This is a genomic window from Rhodococcus baikonurensis (genome assembly GCF_040489275.1).
GTDB lineage: Bacteria > Actinomycetota > Actinomycetes > Mycobacteriales > Mycobacteriaceae > Rhodococcus_F > Rhodococcus_F baikonurensis.
In genome coordinates this window covers 346412-360399 of record NZ_JBEUOQ010000001.1, presented here as the reverse complement: position 1 = coordinate 360399, position 13988 = coordinate 346412, and the positions used below count along the sequence as shown (strand labels likewise).

At 61.8% G+C, this 13988-nt stretch carries 14 protein-coding genes; 9 read left to right on the top strand and 5 right to left on the bottom strand.

Annotated elements, in window-relative coordinates; translation table 11 throughout:
- The first annotated feature begins 174 nt into the window (after positions 1 to 174).
- Entirely contained in the window at positions 175 to 969 is a 795-nt protein-coding gene (locus tag ABWI03_RS01800; RefSeq protein WP_298777148.1) for an SDR family NAD(P)-dependent oxidoreductase, read from the top strand.
- A 1-nt stretch (position 970) separates the two neighbouring features.
- On the opposite strand, the gene ABWI03_RS01795 is transcribed toward ABWI03_RS01800, so the two are convergent.
- The 4 genes from ABWI03_RS01795 to ABWI03_RS01780 are packed head-to-tail and all read right to left on the bottom strand — an operon-like array spanning position 971 to position 3737.
- On the bottom strand, positions 971 to 1429 hold the full coding sequence (locus tag ABWI03_RS01795; RefSeq protein ID WP_235170322.1) for a nuclear transport factor 2 family protein: 459 nt from the start codon (positions 1427 to 1429) through the stop codon (positions 971 to 973).
- Between the two features lie 51 nt (positions 1430 to 1480).
- Complete coding sequence (locus ABWI03_RS01790) at positions 1481 to 2269, bottom strand: SDR family NAD(P)-dependent oxidoreductase (RefSeq protein ID WP_020909164.1); 789 nt, start codon at positions 2267 to 2269, stop codon at positions 1481 to 1483.
- 30 nt (positions 2270 to 2299) lie between these two features.
- The gene (locus ABWI03_RS01785; protein WP_095968457.1) at positions 2300 to 2596 is read right to left on the bottom strand and encodes a hypothetical protein; all 297 of its coding nucleotides are present in this window, start codon (positions 2594 to 2596) and stop codon (positions 2300 to 2302) included.
- Complete coding sequence (locus tag ABWI03_RS01780; RefSeq protein ID WP_095968458.1) at positions 2574 to 3737, bottom strand: 3-ketosteroid-9-alpha-monooxygenase, oxygenase component; 1164 nt, start codon at positions 3735 to 3737, stop codon at positions 2574 to 2576. Before ABWI03_RS01780 ends, ABWI03_RS01785 begins: the two co-directional genes overlap by 23 nt.
- Before the next feature lie 237 nt (positions 3738 to 3974).
- On the opposite strand from ABWI03_RS01780, the gene hsaA reads away from it, so the two are divergent.
- The 7 genes from hsaA to ABWI03_RS01745 all read left to right on the top strand — a co-directional run bounded on the left by hsaA (position 3975) and on the right by ABWI03_RS01745 (position 11431).
- Positions 3975 to 5141, top strand: coding sequence for a 3-hydroxy-9,10-secoandrosta-1,3,5(10)-triene-9,17-dione monooxygenase oxygenase subunit (hsaA, locus tag ABWI03_RS01775; protein ID WP_095968459.1), 1167 nt, complete (start codon positions 3975 to 3977; stop codon positions 5139 to 5141).
- Between the two features lie 38 nt (positions 5142 to 5179).
- Positions 5180 to 6472: a type I glutamate--ammonia ligase gene (locus ABWI03_RS01770; RefSeq protein ID WP_298777149.1), complete on the top strand. Its 1293-nt coding sequence runs from the start codon at positions 5180 to 5182 to the stop codon at positions 6470 to 6472.
- A 65-nt stretch (positions 6473 to 6537) separates the two neighbouring features.
- Positions 6538 to 6897 (top strand): ArsR/SmtB family transcription factor, encoded by a 360-nt coding sequence (locus ABWI03_RS01765; protein WP_095968461.1) that lies wholly within the window; start codon positions 6538 to 6540, stop codon positions 6895 to 6897.
- Complete coding sequence (locus ABWI03_RS01760) at positions 6890 to 7351, top strand: SRPBCC family protein (protein WP_298777150.1); 462 nt, start codon at positions 6890 to 6892, stop codon at positions 7349 to 7351. Before ABWI03_RS01765 ends, ABWI03_RS01760 begins: the two co-directional genes overlap by 8 nt.
- An 82-nt stretch (positions 7352 to 7433) precedes the next feature.
- On the top strand, positions 7434 to 8312 hold the full coding sequence (locus tag ABWI03_RS01755; RefSeq protein WP_298777151.1) for an SMP-30/gluconolactonase/LRE family protein: 879 nt from the start codon (positions 7434 to 7436) through the stop codon (positions 8310 to 8312).
- Between the two features lies 1 nt (position 8313).
- Positions 8314 to 9327 (top strand): TIGR03617 family F420-dependent LLM class oxidoreductase, encoded by a 1014-nt coding sequence (locus ABWI03_RS01750; RefSeq protein ID WP_298777152.1) that lies wholly within the window; start codon positions 8314 to 8316, stop codon positions 9325 to 9327.
- Positions 9328 to 9520: 193 nt separating this feature from the next.
- Positions 9521 to 11431 carry an alkyl/aryl-sulfatase gene (locus ABWI03_RS01745; RefSeq protein WP_298777153.1) on the top strand — a complete coding sequence of 637 codons (1911 nt, stop codon included), beginning with the start codon at positions 9521 to 9523 and terminating at the stop codon, positions 11429 to 11431.
- Positions 11432 to 11498: 67 nt separating this feature from the next.
- Here ABWI03_RS01745 and ABWI03_RS01740 read toward each other — a convergent pair whose 3' ends face one another.
- On the bottom strand, positions 11499 to 13031 hold the full coding sequence (locus tag ABWI03_RS01740; protein ID WP_296552173.1) for an FAD-dependent oxidoreductase: 1533 nt from the start codon (positions 13029 to 13031) through the stop codon (positions 11499 to 11501).
- A gap of 153 nt (positions 13032 to 13184) precedes the next feature.
- Between ABWI03_RS01740 and ABWI03_RS01735 the strand changes: the two genes are divergently transcribed.
- Entirely contained in the window at positions 13185 to 13811 is a 627-nt protein-coding gene (locus tag ABWI03_RS01735; protein WP_296552171.1) for a TetR/AcrR family transcriptional regulator, read from the top strand.
- The last annotated feature ends 177 nt before the right edge of the window (positions 13812 to 13988 follow it).

Here is a 13988-nt window from a genome sequence, read left to right as displayed (position 1 = left end):
ATTTCGGCGGTGTAGCAGGTGCGCGGGCCATGGTCACGTACTTGTGAGTTCATTCAAGAAAGTTGGACGCGGCTGTCGATCCTGCGTTCACTGGTAGTGATCGGGTAATCGCCCAGCTGTCAATTCCGGGCACGTGAGATCCGGGTATGGCGATTGTCCGCGAAGGGAACAGATATGAACAGGCTCGAAGGCAAGAAGGTAGTGATCACCGGCGCCGCCAGTGGAATCGGGCGTGCCGCAGCACAACTCATGGCGGCAGAAGGCGCCGCGGTGCTGGTTGCCGACCTCGATCCGGCGCGAGCAGAGGAAGCGGCGGTGGCGATTCGCGAGACCGGTGGCACTGCACTGGGTTTCGGCGTCGACGTCATGAACGAGGGCTCCCTGGCCGCGATGATCGAAAAGGCGGTCGCCGAATTCGGCGGCATCAACGTCTTGTGCAATCACGTGGGCGGTAGCAATCCGCGCAAAGATCTCGACCTGCTCCGGATGGACCTGGACGAGTGGGATCGCGTGATGTCCCTCAACGTGCGCAGCACTGTCGTCGCTTCACGCCTTGCCATTCCGCACATGAACAGCGGCGGCGGAGGGTCGATCGTCAACACGGCCTCGGTCGGTGGATTGATCGGAGACTCCCTGCAGTCGGCCTACGGGTCTGCCAAGGCGGCGGTCATCCGGTTGACTCAATACATTGCAGTTCAGTACGGAGCAAACGGTGTTCGGTGCAACGCCGTAGCGCCGGGTGCGATCATGACACCCGCACTCGTGGACAACATCCCTGCTGACGTCATCGAAGGCATGAAGCAGGCCAACGCCCTGCCTTACCTCGGCGAACCCGAAGACATCGCACACGCCATGGTCTACCTGGCGTCGGATGAATCTCGCTACATGACGGGGCAGACCCTGGTGGTCGACGGCGGACTCACCAGCAAGAGTCCACTCGCGACCGGCCGTTCGTCGGTGTTGAGCTGAGTCAGCTCCGCCAACCGTTGGGGCCGGCTCCCAGAACCTCGATGGATCCCTGACTGGCGTGTGAATGCTTGGTGCGGTGCGTCATTCGCCACGTTCCGTCGATTCGCGACCACGAATCGTGGTAGTCGCCGAGCGTGAAGAAGTTCAGGTGAGCTTTGCTCCCGGTGCCCACGTGCATGTCACTGACGTAGGAGCGGCTGGTGGCGAGATCGCCGACCACCTCGACCAGCACGTTGCCGATCAGATGTTGGGTCGGACCGCACTCGTCGAGGAACGAGCGGATGGAAGCCACTACCTCGGCAGGTCCGCACAGAGTTCCGGTTCCCAGTTCCGCCGTAGCGTCCGGCGTCATGATCCGGTGGAGTTCATCCCAGTCCCGCGCATCCATGGCTCGGGCGAACTCGAAGATGGAGCGGGTGATCTCACGTTCGTCGAGAAGGGTGGTGATGTCGACGCTCATGCTGTGCGCCTTTCTTAACGTCGGGGGGTTAATAAAGGCGCACAGCAGATGTCAGCGGTTCAGCAGCTTGCGCATCGCTTCGGCAGCGCCCTTGACCATCTTGTCTCGGGGGAAGCCGCTGCGCTTCTTGGCGCCTTCGTAGTTTCCTGCAGCAACCCAGATCGGGCCGTCGGCAAGGTGTTCGAGACCTTCGCGTGCAACATCTTCGGGCTCGGCGACGTTCATGCCCGGGATGTCGAAGTTGAGGCCGGCGCGAATCATGGCCGGTGTGCGAGTGACACCGAGAATGAACTCGACGACGTGAACGCCGTACGGCTGGAGTTCGAGCCACAGGCTTTCGGCGAAGATGCGACCGAATGCTTTGGACGCCGCGTAGATGCTCTGGTGCTCGGAGCCCATGAATCCGGCCAGCGAACCGAGCAGCATGATGCCGCCGCGTCCGCGATCCTTCATCAGACCGCCGAAGTGGTGTGAGAGTTCGAGCTGCTTGTTGATGTTCAGCTCGATGACTCCGGCAAATCCGGTCAGATCACCGGTCACGAACTCGTGGCCGTAGCTGTTGGCGCCGGCGTTGAAGATGAGCAGGCCGACCTCGACGTCGTCGGTGACCGCCTTGATCTGATCGAGCGCGTCGGGAACCAGCAGATCCAATGCGAGAGTGCGTACTTCGACGCCGTTGGCGCGTGCCTTGGCTGCGGTCTCCTCGAGTGGGCCCGGCTTGCGGGCGATGAGAACGAGGTTGATGCCGATCTTGCTGAGCTCGTCGGCGAACCCCGCGCCGACACCTTCGGAACCGCCGGCGATGACTGCCCACGGGCCGTAGTACTGAGGATCGATCATTACTACCTTCTTCGAAAGATGTTGGCTTGACTAGTGAAACGGAGCCGGTACGGGTTCGCTGTCGTCGACGATCGGCTTGGGCACCGGCTCGTCGTTGAGAATCTCGAGCTCGCCCGCTGTTGCAGCGTTCACGATCGACGCGATCAAGGCGCCGCACTCCTTGCGGGGAGCACCGGGTCGTCCCTCACGTTGCCCGAATTCACGGTCGTCGGCGATTTCGAGGCACTGGGCGCGGGCCTGGTCACTCCACTGAACGGTGGTGTGTTCCCAACTGTTCTTCTGGACCAGGACCTGCGCCTTGCACTCAGCGCACTGAAGAGGCTGCATCTTCGTCTGCCTTCTTCGCAGCGAGGTTGTCTTCGACTTCCTTCTGCCAGGCGGCGACGGGTCGCGCGGTGTCGAGTTCGAATTCGAAGCGCTCGGTCATCTCGGGAGCGATGTCCGCGACGTCGACGTAGAACTGTTCGTACCAGCGACGGAGCTGGTAGACCGGGCCGTCTTCTTCGCACAGGAGCGGATTCTCGATGCGAGTCTTGTTCTTCCAGATCTCGACGTCCTGCTCGAATCCCTTGGCGATGAACGTGCCGAAGTTCGCGGCCATCGCGTCGGCGGCTTCGCCCTGGAAACGATCCGACTTCTTGACGATGATGCCGTACTGGAGCACGAACTTGTCTGCGCTGACCGGGTAGTGGCAGTTGATGAGCACGGACTCGACGTTGTAGTCCTCGTACTCGTAGGTCAGGTCGTCGACCATGAAGGAAGGACCGAAGTACGTCGCAACCGAGTTGCTTCCCACCATCTTCGGGGTGCCTGCCGCGTGGGGACGCATGTCCGAGCGAGCGACGCCGCGCATGTACTGCGTTGCGGCGTGGCCTTCGAAGACGTTCTTGAAGTACGTCGGGAACGAGTAGTGGACGTAGAAGAAGTGGGCCATGTCGACGATGTTGTCGACGATTTCACGGCAGTTCGTGTCGACGGTCGTGGTGTACCAGACCCAGTCGCTCCACTCGTCGCTGAGCGCGCCTTCGATGCGGGGGATGGCTACGTCGTCGGTCGGCGGGTTGCCCTCGGGGTCGTGCCAGACGAAGAGCATGCCGTCCTGGTCGAGCGTCTGCCATGCGCGCGTCTTGGCCAGCGGGGGAACGCGGCGTGCGTACGGAATCTTCTGGCACTTGCCGTTGCCGCCCCAGCGCCAATCGTGGAACGGACAGGCAATGGCGTCGCCCTTGATGGTGCCCTGGCTCAGGTCGCCACCCATGTGACGGCAGTACGCGTCGAGGATCTTGACGTTGCCTTCACTGTCGGCGAAGACGACGAGCTTGGTGCCGAACGCCTCGATGGAGTGCGGCTGGCCGTCCTTGAAGGACTCCGTGAGCCCAATGCAGTGCCATCCACGTGCAAAGCGAGTAGGCGCGGTTCCAGCTTGGATCTCGCGAACTTCGTCGTTGTCGGACTGATTGATCGTCACGATGAGTCCCGTCCTTTCCAGGGTCAGTGTCGACGCCCGACGCTAGGGGAGCGTGAATTGCCTCTGGGGCCTCGTCTCACTGGCCGGGACCAGCGGAGAGCGCGAGGATCCGGCGGCTCGTCCCGGCCTTCGGGACTTCCGATCACCGGAACGCGCGACCGACATATCGTGGCGAGGCAGCCGTTATGTCTATCTGCCGATCCGCTCCCTCACGGTTCGGTGCGAGGAGTGTCTCCCATGGTCAACAAGGTTCTGAGTACCGTCCGTGATCTGCTTCCGAAGATCGCGGCCCGTGCTCAGAAGGTCGACGATTCGCGCAAGATCTCCGAACGGACCATCCGGGAACTGTCCGAAGCCGGTGTCTTCTCCATGCTTGCGCCGAAGAGATACGGAGGCGCCGAGAGCGACCCGGTCCACTTCTACGAAGTCATCAGGGCCATCTCCGCCGCCTGTGGCTCGACCGGTTGGGTCGCCTCGGTGGTGGGAGTGCACCCGTGGCATCTGGCGCTTTTCGACGACCGAGCGCAGGACGACGTGTGGGGAGAGGACCAGACGACGCTCATCTCGTCCGCCTACGCACCGGTCGGACGACTGACGGCGGTGGACGGTGGGTACGAACTATCGGGCCAGTGGGGTTTCTCCTCCGGCTGTGACCACGCAAGTTGGGCATTGCTGGGAGCGATGGTGGTCGGCGTGGACGGCCGTCCCGTCGACTTCATGACGGTGCTGGTGCCGCGCACCGATTACGAGATCCGCGACGTCTGGGACGTCGTGGGAATGAGAGGCACCGCGAGCAACGAGATCGTGGTCAAGAACGCGTTCGTTCCCGAGCACCGCCTGAAGCGCAATTACGAAACCGCGCAACTGAGCGGGCCCGGCCAAGCGGTCAATCCTGGTCCGCTGTACAAACTTCCGTTCGGGAGCATCTTCACCTCGACGGTCGCTGCTCCGTGTGTGGGTATCGTCGCCGGTTGTTACGAGGGGTACCTGGACGTGATGCGTGAGCGCGTCCGTCTGAGCCTGGGTGGCGGACGGTTCAGTGAGGACCAGTTCGCTCAGGTCGCCGTCGCACGTGCGTCGTCGGAGATCGACGCTGCGATTCTGCAGATGGATCGCAACATCCGGGAGATGTACGAACTTGCGGTCGCCGGTCAGGAGCTCCCACTCTCGATGAGGCTGCGTGCGCGTCGTGACCAGGTTCGCGCGACGGAACGCTCGGTGGAAGCGATCGACATGCTGTTCAAGACGGCAGGCGGCAACTCCCTCTCCCGCGGAAACCCGATCGAGCGTGCGTGGCGTGACGTTCATGCGGGCAGCGTTCACGTTGCCAACGAACCCGAGCGCGCGTTGGCGCTGTACGGCCGGGCGGCGTTCGGGCTGCCGGTGGAGGACAACCTGATCTGACGGGTTGGCGCGCCACCGGGTGGGGTATTTGCCTTTGGATGAGGGAAGTTCCGGCTCTGACCATCGGCTCGATCGTCGACATGGCAGGTGTCGCTCGCGCGAAAGTGATGCCCGCGGCTCGAACCGGTGTCTTCGAGGAAGTCGGTGCGGGAGTCTCACCGAGCTGGAACGTCTTCTGTAGCGACGATCGTATTGCCTTCACCGATTCCTTCTCGGTCGTCGGTGATCTCCGATTGCGTATCGACCGATCCGACCTCCGCGATCTCGGCGGGGGTGTGTCGTGGGCACCGGCGACGTTGCACGAGCAAGACGGTTCGACGGCCGCCGTGTGCACTCGTTCCGCGCTTGCCGCGGTCGTGGCGCGGCTTGCTGCCGACGGACTGGACGCTCGGGTGGGCCACGAGATCGAGTTCACTCTTTTCGGTGATGCGTGCGGCGGTGAGTGGTCGGCCTACGGTCTGGGCGCAGTCCTCGGTCGCGAAGACTTCCTCAAGGACCTCCTGCGCAATGCCGAACGCGCACAACTGCATATCGAGCAAGTCCATGCCGAGTACGGAGTAGATCAATTCGAGATGTCGATCGCTCCGAGTGCTCCTGTTCAGGCCGCTGATCTGGTGGTCTTGGCTCGGATACTGATCAGCCGTACGGCCAGAGCTCACGGCTGGACGGCCTCGTTCTCGCCGATCCCTGCTATTGGTGGTGCGGGGAACGGTGCGCACCAACATTTTTCGTTGACCGCAGATGGTAGGCCAATTTTCTCCGGTGGCAATCGGGAGCACGGAATGACGGATGCGGGAGCTTCCGCCTTGGGTGGAGTCCTCGCTCATCTGGCGGAATTCACCGTTGTCTTTGCGTCCTCTCCACTTTCGGGTATCAGGCTGCGGCCGGACAATTGGTCGGGCGCCTACGTCTGTTGGGGGCTCGAGAACCGGGAAGCCGCACTGAGGTTCTGCGCAGAGTCGCCGTCGAATCCACACGGCGCCAACGCCGAACTGAAACTCGTCGATCCGTCGGCCAATCCGTACCTGGCCACCGCTGCGATACTGGGTCTTTCGCATATCGGTATCGACAATTCCGCGCAATTGCCTCCGGAAATGGTGGTGAACCCGTCGACTCTCACAGAGGCGGAACGTGATGAGCGCGGGGTGACCCGAGTCCCCACCGACGTCGGCGCGCTCGTGCAGAATTTCAGCTGTTCCTCGGCGGCGAAGAAAATCTTCGGGGAACCGATCGTCGAAGCATTGGTGTCAGTGAAGGGAGCCGAGCGGGAGACGTTCTCCCAGATGGACGAGGCGACAATCGTCGAGCGACTTCGGTACACCTGGAGTTGAAAGGGTTGACGGCCACGATCCCGAGTTCTATGTTTAAGTTATTCCTTAATTAAGGAGTTGCTTACATGGATGGGCGAAGTGGCCGGCTCGATGCAGTGTTCAGCGCACTGGCAGACCCGACGAGGCGTGAAATGCTCTCTCGCCTGACGGATGGTTCGATGACCGTCGGTGAGCTGGCCGAGCCGTTCGAAATGAGTAGACCCGCCATCTCGCAGCATCTCAAGGTGCTCGAGCGAGCCGGTCTCATCGAACGAACCGCCACCGCGCAATGGCGCACATGCACCCTTCGCGCAGAGGGTCTCGACGACGCGAGCGCCTGGGTCGACGAACACCGGCGCGGTTGGAACGAACGCTTCGATCTTCTCGACGAGCGTCTACGTGAGCTGAAACAACGTCGACCGAAGAAGGAGAAGGACAATGAGTGACCAGAATGCCGATGCCACTGCAGAATTCACCATCACCCGGGTCTTCGACGCGCCGCGCGACCTTGTCTGGCAAGCGTGGACCGATCCCGACGAGGCGGCGCGTTGGTGGCACCCTGAGGGTGTCAGCAGCCCGCGGGAGCACGTCACGATCGATCCCAGAGTTGGCGGAACGTACCGCTACCTGATGATCAACGACGAGAATGGTGCCGAGTTCCCCACCGGTGGAACCTATCTCGAGGTCGACGAGCCGAAGAAACTGGTCTTCACCTGGGGGAATCCAGGAGATTCGGTGGATACTGCGCCGCGAATCACGGTCACGCTCGCAGATCGGGGCGACAAGACCGAGATGACATTCCATCTGGTCGGGGTCCCGGGTTTCAAGGGCGACGGCAACGTCTACGACGGGTGGGAATCCGCGTTCGACGTGCTGGACCAGGTGTACCGCGGCGAGTAGTCGGGAATCGGACACCGCCACCGGGGCACCGATGATTGAATGGAGTGAATACACCATTTAATCACCGACGTGGGAGAGCCTGATGGCACCAGAGGTTGCGGTAGTTCTCGAGGGTTATACCTACTTCGAATGCCCACGCTGGCACGAAAACCGGGTTTGGGTGTCGGACTTCTATACCTATCAGGTGATTTCGGCCCGCGAGGACGGGACCGACATACGCGTGGAGGCGGAGGTTCCAGGGCAACCGTCGGGGCTGGGGTGGCTTCCGGACGGCAGATTGCTGGTGGTCTCCATGCGGGACCAGAAGATTCTGCGGCGAGAATCCGACGGCGAGTTGGTGGTGCACGCGGACTTGTCCGAGTACGTCAGTGCCAACGTCAACGACATGCTGTTCGATGCGCAGGGACGAGCGTACGTAGGCAACTTCGGGTTCGACCTGATGAACCTGGCTCCCGTCGAAACGGCAGATCTCCTCCGCGTCGACCCGGACGGATCGGTACACGTCGTGGCGCGAGATCTCCACTTCCCCAACGGTATGGCTCTGACGTCGACCGGAGATCTGCTCGTGGACGAAACGCTGGGAAATCGAATCAGTGCGTTTGCGGTCCAGGCCGACGGCTCCCTGAGCGAACGCCGTGATTGGGCGTCGTTCGGGCCGGTACCTGGTGGACCCGAGATGGAGACCACTCTCGCTCAGATCGTCGTTGCGCCCGACGGATGCTGCATCGACGGAGACGATTCGATGTGGGTGGCCGACGCACTCGGAACTCGTGTTCTTCATGTGATCGCCGGCAAGATAATCGATGAAATTGCCTTCGACAGCGGTGTCTTCGCGTGCGGGCTCGGCGGCTCCGACGGACGTACGCTGTTCGTCTGCGCCGCACCGGACTTCAACGAGCACGCTCGTAAGGTCGCCAACGAAGGAAGGCTGTTGTCGATTCGCCTGGAGCCGTTGGGCTGACATGGAATTGGTGACCTCGCTACCTGCCGACACTCCGCTGCGGCAGGTAGCTCAGCACGTCGAACGCATCGAGAAACTCGGTTTCGACACGGTGCACATCTCCGAGACCGTCCGCGATCCTTTTGCGGTGGCAGCACTCGCCGTCGAACACAGCACCACCCTCACCGTCCGGACGTCGATGGTTGTCGCATTTGCGCGCAGTCCCATGGTGACGGCTTTGGCTGCGTGGGATCTGGCGGACTTCTCCGGTGGACGATTCCAATTGGGGCTTGCGACGCAGGTGCGGGGTAACATCGTCGGACGGTATTCGATGCCGTGGACGGATCCTGTTGCGCAACTGCGTGATTACGTCGGCGTTGTGCGTGAGATATTTCGCGTGTTCCAAACGGGCGGCAAACTCGACTATGCCGGTTCGCACTACACTTTCAACAGGCTGCAACCCTATTTCAGCCCGGGGCAGATCGGTGTTCCTGCTCCGGAGATCTGGACCGGGGGAGTGAACTCTCGGATGTGCTCCCTCGCGGGCGACGTCGCCGATGGATTTGTGGCTCACCCCACCAGCTCGCATCCGAAGGTGCTCGCGGAGAGGATCATTCCGTCATTGACGGGCGGTGGGAGGAAGCCGAGACTGATTGCCGTTCCGAAGACGATCACCGGCAAAGATCGGGCCGCGATCATCGCGCAGCGAGAAGCGGCGCGCAGCGAACTCGCCTTTCTCTACTCCACTCCGGCGTACCGAGTCGCGCTGGAGGTCCTCGGATTGTCCGAGGTCGGGGAGGAGCTGACAGTGATGGCGCGGGCAGGTGACTGGGCCCAGTTACCTGCCGTCCTCACCGACGATGTTCTCGACATCTTGGTCACACAATGCACTTATGCGGAACTCCCCGACGTGCTGAGTTCGAAGTACGCGGGCCTCTGCGACGGGATTGCTCTGGCGGTGCCGACGGATCCTGCAGACGACGGTGCCTTCAGGGCGATGTGTGAGGAGCTTCGATCTGCAGCGTCTGCCGAATGACCTCCGTCGAGTGAGGTCTGCTCGATGTGATCTGCCTGCTCTCCGGGGGTTCAGTTGCCATCTCACCTGTGACGGGTGATGCGCGAATTCCGTGTGGCCACCAGATTGGCTGCAGAGGGTTCCGCGTGAGGTCACGTCCGATGGCGTCGCGTGCTTGCGTGGGCGAGAAGACGAGAATCGGAGGAAAGTGCTCATGGGTGCTGAGACCAAGCCTGCAACGCCGTTCACGGTCGAGGTCAACCGCGCGGCAGTTAACGACTATCCGATGTCGGACCGAGCAGATTTCGGCGATGCCGACCGCGGATTCATCGCCGGGTGGGACAACGACCAGGTCTTCAACGACAACGGCGATTTGATCCACGACGGTCAACCGCTCGAATACATCGGCGATGACAAACAGGCTCCGGAGACGGTAAACCCGAGTCTGTGGAGGCAGTCGCAGTTGGTGAGGCGCTGTGGGCTCTACAAGGTGGTCGACGGTCTGTACCAGGTCAGGTTCGCAGTAAACCTCACCATCGTCGACGCTCCCGACGGACTCGTCATCATCGACACCACCACCAGTGCCGATCTCGCCAAGGCGGGCCTGGAGTTGTTCCGTCGTGAACTGGGCAACACCAAGCCTGTCGTCGCGATCATCTACACCCACACGCATTTCGACCACTACGCCGGAGTCAAGGGTCTCGTCGACGAGGCAGACGTGGTTTCGGGCAAGATTCCGATCGTCGCGCCCGGAACCATCGAATCGTTCAACAAGTTCGCGATCGGTGAAAACGTCATCACCGGCAATGCGATGTCGCGACGCATGGGGTATACCTTCGGTTTGATTCTGCCGCAATGTGATTGCGGTCTGGTGACAGTTGGTCTGGGTTCGGGTGCCGACAACATGAACATTCACATGACCTACATCCCGCCCACCGACGGCATCACCAAGACCGGTGAGGTGCGCAACCTCGGTGGGTGGGACTTCGAGTTCCTGTACGCCCCGGACACCGAGGCGCCGGAGGAGATGCACATCTGGATTCCCGCCATCAAGGCACTCACCTGTGCCGAGAACGCCAATCACTCGATGCACAACATCCAGACGATCCGTGGTGCGCGCACGCGAGATGCACGAAATTTCGCGCGGTACCTGGACGAGACATTGGTGCGGTGGGGCGACGACGTGGAAGTGCACCACGGCCCGCACACGTGGCCGGTGTGGGGGAACGCCACGGTAGTGGAATTCCTTGAATCGCAACGAGACATGTACAAGTTCATCCACGACCAGGCGCTCCGATTCGCGAACCAGGGTTACACGCCGCTCGAAGCTGCAGAGGTCGTGCGACTTCCGGAAGCCATCGGCCAGAAGTGGTACAACCGTTACTACCATGGCGGACTACACCACAACGTGCGCGCGGTTTTCCACAAGGAACTCGGTTTCTGGGACGGCGATCCTGCGACGATCTTGCCGTTGTTGCCCGAAGATCACGCCAAGCGGCACGTCGACTTGATCGGGCGGGACAAGATACTTGCCGAGGGCCGCAACGCCTTCGACTCGGGTGACTATCGTTGGGCTGTACAACTTCTGCATCATCTGGTCTTCGCCGACCCGGCTGACGACGAGGCGAAGAATCTACAAGCCGATGCCTACGAACAACTCGGGTATCAGCAGGAAGTACCGCAGTATCGGTCGATCTTCCTCGCCACTGCGATGGAACTGCGGAACGGGGTGACCGGCGCCGGTCAGGTCAATACCGACAGCACCGACACGATTCTGGCGATGCCGATCGATCTGCTCTTCGACTACGCGGGAGTACATCTCGTTGCGGAAAAGGCCGATGACGTCGACATTTCCGTCAATTTCAGTTTTGCCGACACCAAGCAGGACTGGAACATGTGGGTGCGTCGAGCGGTGCTGAACGCCCGCTCCGGACGTGCTCCCGACGCACAACTGACTCTCACCGGCCCGAAGGCGCTACTTGCCGGAATTCTGCTCCAACCAGGCAAAGCGTCCGCCATTCTCGACAGCGGGAAGGTCACGTACGACGGCGATGTCTCGACTCTGTCGCGTTTCGCCGACATCATGGACGTGTTCGACCCGAATTTCAACATCGCGACACCGTGAGAAGGAGAATGGGGCAACCGATTTCCATTCGGCTGCCCCATCATCTGCTGCTCTACGATCTAGTGCGTCACTTCGCCATGTCCTGGGCTGCTCGGTAGGAGAAGACCATGGCAGTACCGAGCGGAACTCCGGGGCCGGGGTAGAAACGCCCGCTCAATGAAGCACTCGTGTTGCCGGCGGCGTACAGACCGTCGATGGCGCTGCCGTCGGCGCGCAGGACACGGCCGTCGACGTCAGTGACCAATCCGCCCTTGGTGCCGAGGTCACTGAGGACGATGCGGGCTGCGTAGAACGGACCGTTCTCGACGGCCGTCAGTGCCGCATTCGCGCCGCCGTTGGGTGGGCAGAAGAACGCGTCGTACGGGTCTTCGCCGCGGTGGAACTCTTCGTCTACGCCCAGTTTTGCCGCATCGTTGAACTTTTCGACGGTGCTGCGCAGCGCGTCGGCCGGCAGTCCGGTCTTGGCGGCGAGTTCTTCGAGCGTATCGGCGGCGACCCACGTCCCGGCTTCGAGATGCTTGGCGGGTGCGGTATTCGGGATACAAATGGCGGGCAGCCCGCCACCCTCGCGCGAGTCGAAGATCATGAACGACGGTACGGCCGAGCCGTTGTCGTCGTGCGCATCCATCGCTCGCCCGAACTGGTCGTACGGAAGCGACTCGTTGAGGTAGCGCTCACCAGCGTTGTCGACGACAAGTCCGCCGCGAACGCCGACCATGAAGGCGGCGCTGCCGTCCGGCTGCTCGACGCCGGGGCAGAACCACGCCTGATCGAGCAAAGCGGTTGCGCCACCGACAGCGATACCGGCAGAGATCGCATCGCCGGTGTTGGCGCCGAAGGGACCCATACTCCAGATCGCCTTGCCGGGGGTGCCGGCCTGCTCACGCATCTCGGTGTTGCCCTCGATGCCGCCCGCTGCCATCAGGACACCGCGGTTCGCCTTGATTCGCTGGGTTTCGCCGCCGGTTTCGACCTCGGCCCCGACGACTCGTCCGTCCTCGACGATCAGGGACGTGAGAGTGGATTCGGTTCGAAGTTCTGCCTTGCCCGTGCTCTGGACTGCGGCCAGCAGACGGCCGATCAGTGCGCGCCCACCGATCATCGGGCCGGGCGCATGGCCTTGACCGGTGCGGTCTTGGTCGAGTTCGGGACGCACCTTGCCGGCGAGTTCACCGATGTCCGCGGGATCGAGATCCAGTGGGTTGATGGAGCGTCCCGTGTCCATCCTGCCTTCGGCTTTGTAGTAGTCGGGGAACGCGCGGAACTCGAATTCGATGTGCGGGTTCTGCTCGAGTAGGGCGACGACATCGGGAGCGGTCTCGACATAGGCGTTCTGGCGCTCGGACTCGGAATCGCCGAGCAATGCGCGTAGATAGGTGCGTGCGTTCTCCGTCGAGTCGGGGAGTCCCGCACGTTCCTGTACCTGGGTTCCCGGCAGCCAGATGGATGCGCCCGAGTACGCGGAAGTTCCGCCGAAGCGATCGGTTTTCTCGAGGACGATCGTCGTCAATCCTCGAGCTGCCGCGGTGTATGCGCCGGTCAGCGCGCCGCCGCCGGAGCCGACTACCAACACGTCGCACTCGGTGGTCCAGTCCTGCATCATTGCGTCCTTACTCCAAGAGGGTGGGGTGTCCACGGAATACCGCACGGCGAGAGAAGGCCATGCCAGGTCCCACTGAGCGGGCAATATGCCGAGATGGGTGGTCGAGATGAGAGAATTGGCGAGGTCGTTCGCGACCGGGACACAGAATCGATGATGGGGGCGACGTTGCCGAGAATTGCCGAGGTCAGGGACGCTGCAGAGCCCAGTTCGGACGAGCAGCGGGCGCGCCATGTGCGGATGCTGGAAGCGGCCGCCGAATTGGGGACCGAGAAGGAACTCTCACGGGTACAGATGCACGAGGTCGCCAAGCGGGCGGGCGTGGCCATCGGCACTCTTTATCGCTATTTCCCCTCGAAGACGCACCTCTTCGTCGCTGTGATGGTCGAGCAGATCGATCAGATCGGTGCCAGCTTTGCCAGGCATCAGGTTCAGTCGGACAATCCACAGGATGCGGTGTACGAGGTATTGGTTCGCGCCACTCGCGGGTTACTGCGTCGGCCGGCTCTCTCGACTGCGATGCTGCAGTCGTCCAGTACCGCCAACGTCGCGACGGTGCCGGACGTGGGCAAGATCGATCGCGGATTCCGGCAGATCATCCTCGATGCGGCTGGGATCGAGAACCCCACCGAAGATGACAACACCGGGCTGCGTCTGCTGATGCAGCTGTGGTTCGGGGTCATCCAATCGTGCCTCAACGGTCGAATCTCCATCCCCGATGCGGAGTACGACATCCGCAAGGGATGCGACCTGCTTCTGGTGAATCTCTCACGACACTGACGTGACCTCGCCCCTCCTCGGGGGGTTCGTCATGTCTTCAAAATTGAAATCAATTCTATTTTTGGATCGGCACGGGTTCAGAGTTGATGTCAATCCGGACATTGCCCTGACATCATTAATAGAATAAATTACAGAAAATTGAACGGTGAGCCAGCTCACCGACCGAAAACTCCACGA

Bases quoted from the DNA above. Each gene is read 5' to 3' on its own strand.
- ABWI03_RS01800 (WP_298777148.1), top strand. From the start codon at position 175: ATGAACAGGCTCGAAGGCAAGAAGGTAGTGATCACCGGCGCCGCCAGT.
- ABWI03_RS01795 (WP_235170322.1), bottom strand. From the start codon at position 1,429: ATGAGCGTCGACATCACCACCCTTCTCGACGAACGTGAGATCACCCGC.
- ABWI03_RS01790 (WP_020909164.1), bottom strand. From the start codon at position 2,269: ATGATCGATCCTCAGTACTACGGCCCGTGGGCAGTCATCGCCGGCGGT.
- ABWI03_RS01785 (WP_095968457.1), bottom strand. From the start codon at position 2,596: ATGCAGCCTCTTCAGTGCGCTGAGTGCAAGGCGCAGGTCCTGGTCCAG.
- hsaA (WP_095968459.1), top strand. From the start codon at position 3,975: ATGGTCAACAAGGTTCTGAGTACCGTCCGTGATCTGCTTCCGAAGATC.
- ABWI03_RS01770 (WP_298777149.1), top strand. From the start codon at position 5,180: ATGAGGGAAGTTCCGGCTCTGACCATCGGCTCGATCGTCGACATGGCA.
- ABWI03_RS01765 (WP_095968461.1), top strand. From the start codon at position 6,538: ATGGATGGGCGAAGTGGCCGGCTCGATGCAGTGTTCAGCGCACTGGCA.
- ABWI03_RS01760 (WP_298777150.1), top strand. From the start codon at position 6,890: ATGAGTGACCAGAATGCCGATGCCACTGCAGAATTCACCATCACCCGG.
- ABWI03_RS01755 (WP_298777151.1), top strand. From the start codon at position 7,434: ATGGCACCAGAGGTTGCGGTAGTTCTCGAGGGTTATACCTACTTCGAA.
- ABWI03_RS01750 (WP_298777152.1), top strand. From the start codon at position 8,314: ATGGAATTGGTGACCTCGCTACCTGCCGACACTCCGCTGCGGCAGGTA.
- ABWI03_RS01745 (WP_298777153.1), top strand. From the start codon at position 9,521: ATGGGTGCTGAGACCAAGCCTGCAACGCCGTTCACGGTCGAGGTCAAC.
- ABWI03_RS01740 (WP_296552173.1), bottom strand. From the start codon at position 13,031: ATGCAGGACTGGACCACCGAGTGCGACGTGTTGGTAGTCGGCTCCGGC.
- ABWI03_RS01735 (WP_296552171.1), top strand. From the start codon at position 13,185: ATGATGGGGGCGACGTTGCCGAGAATTGCCGAGGTCAGGGACGCTGCA.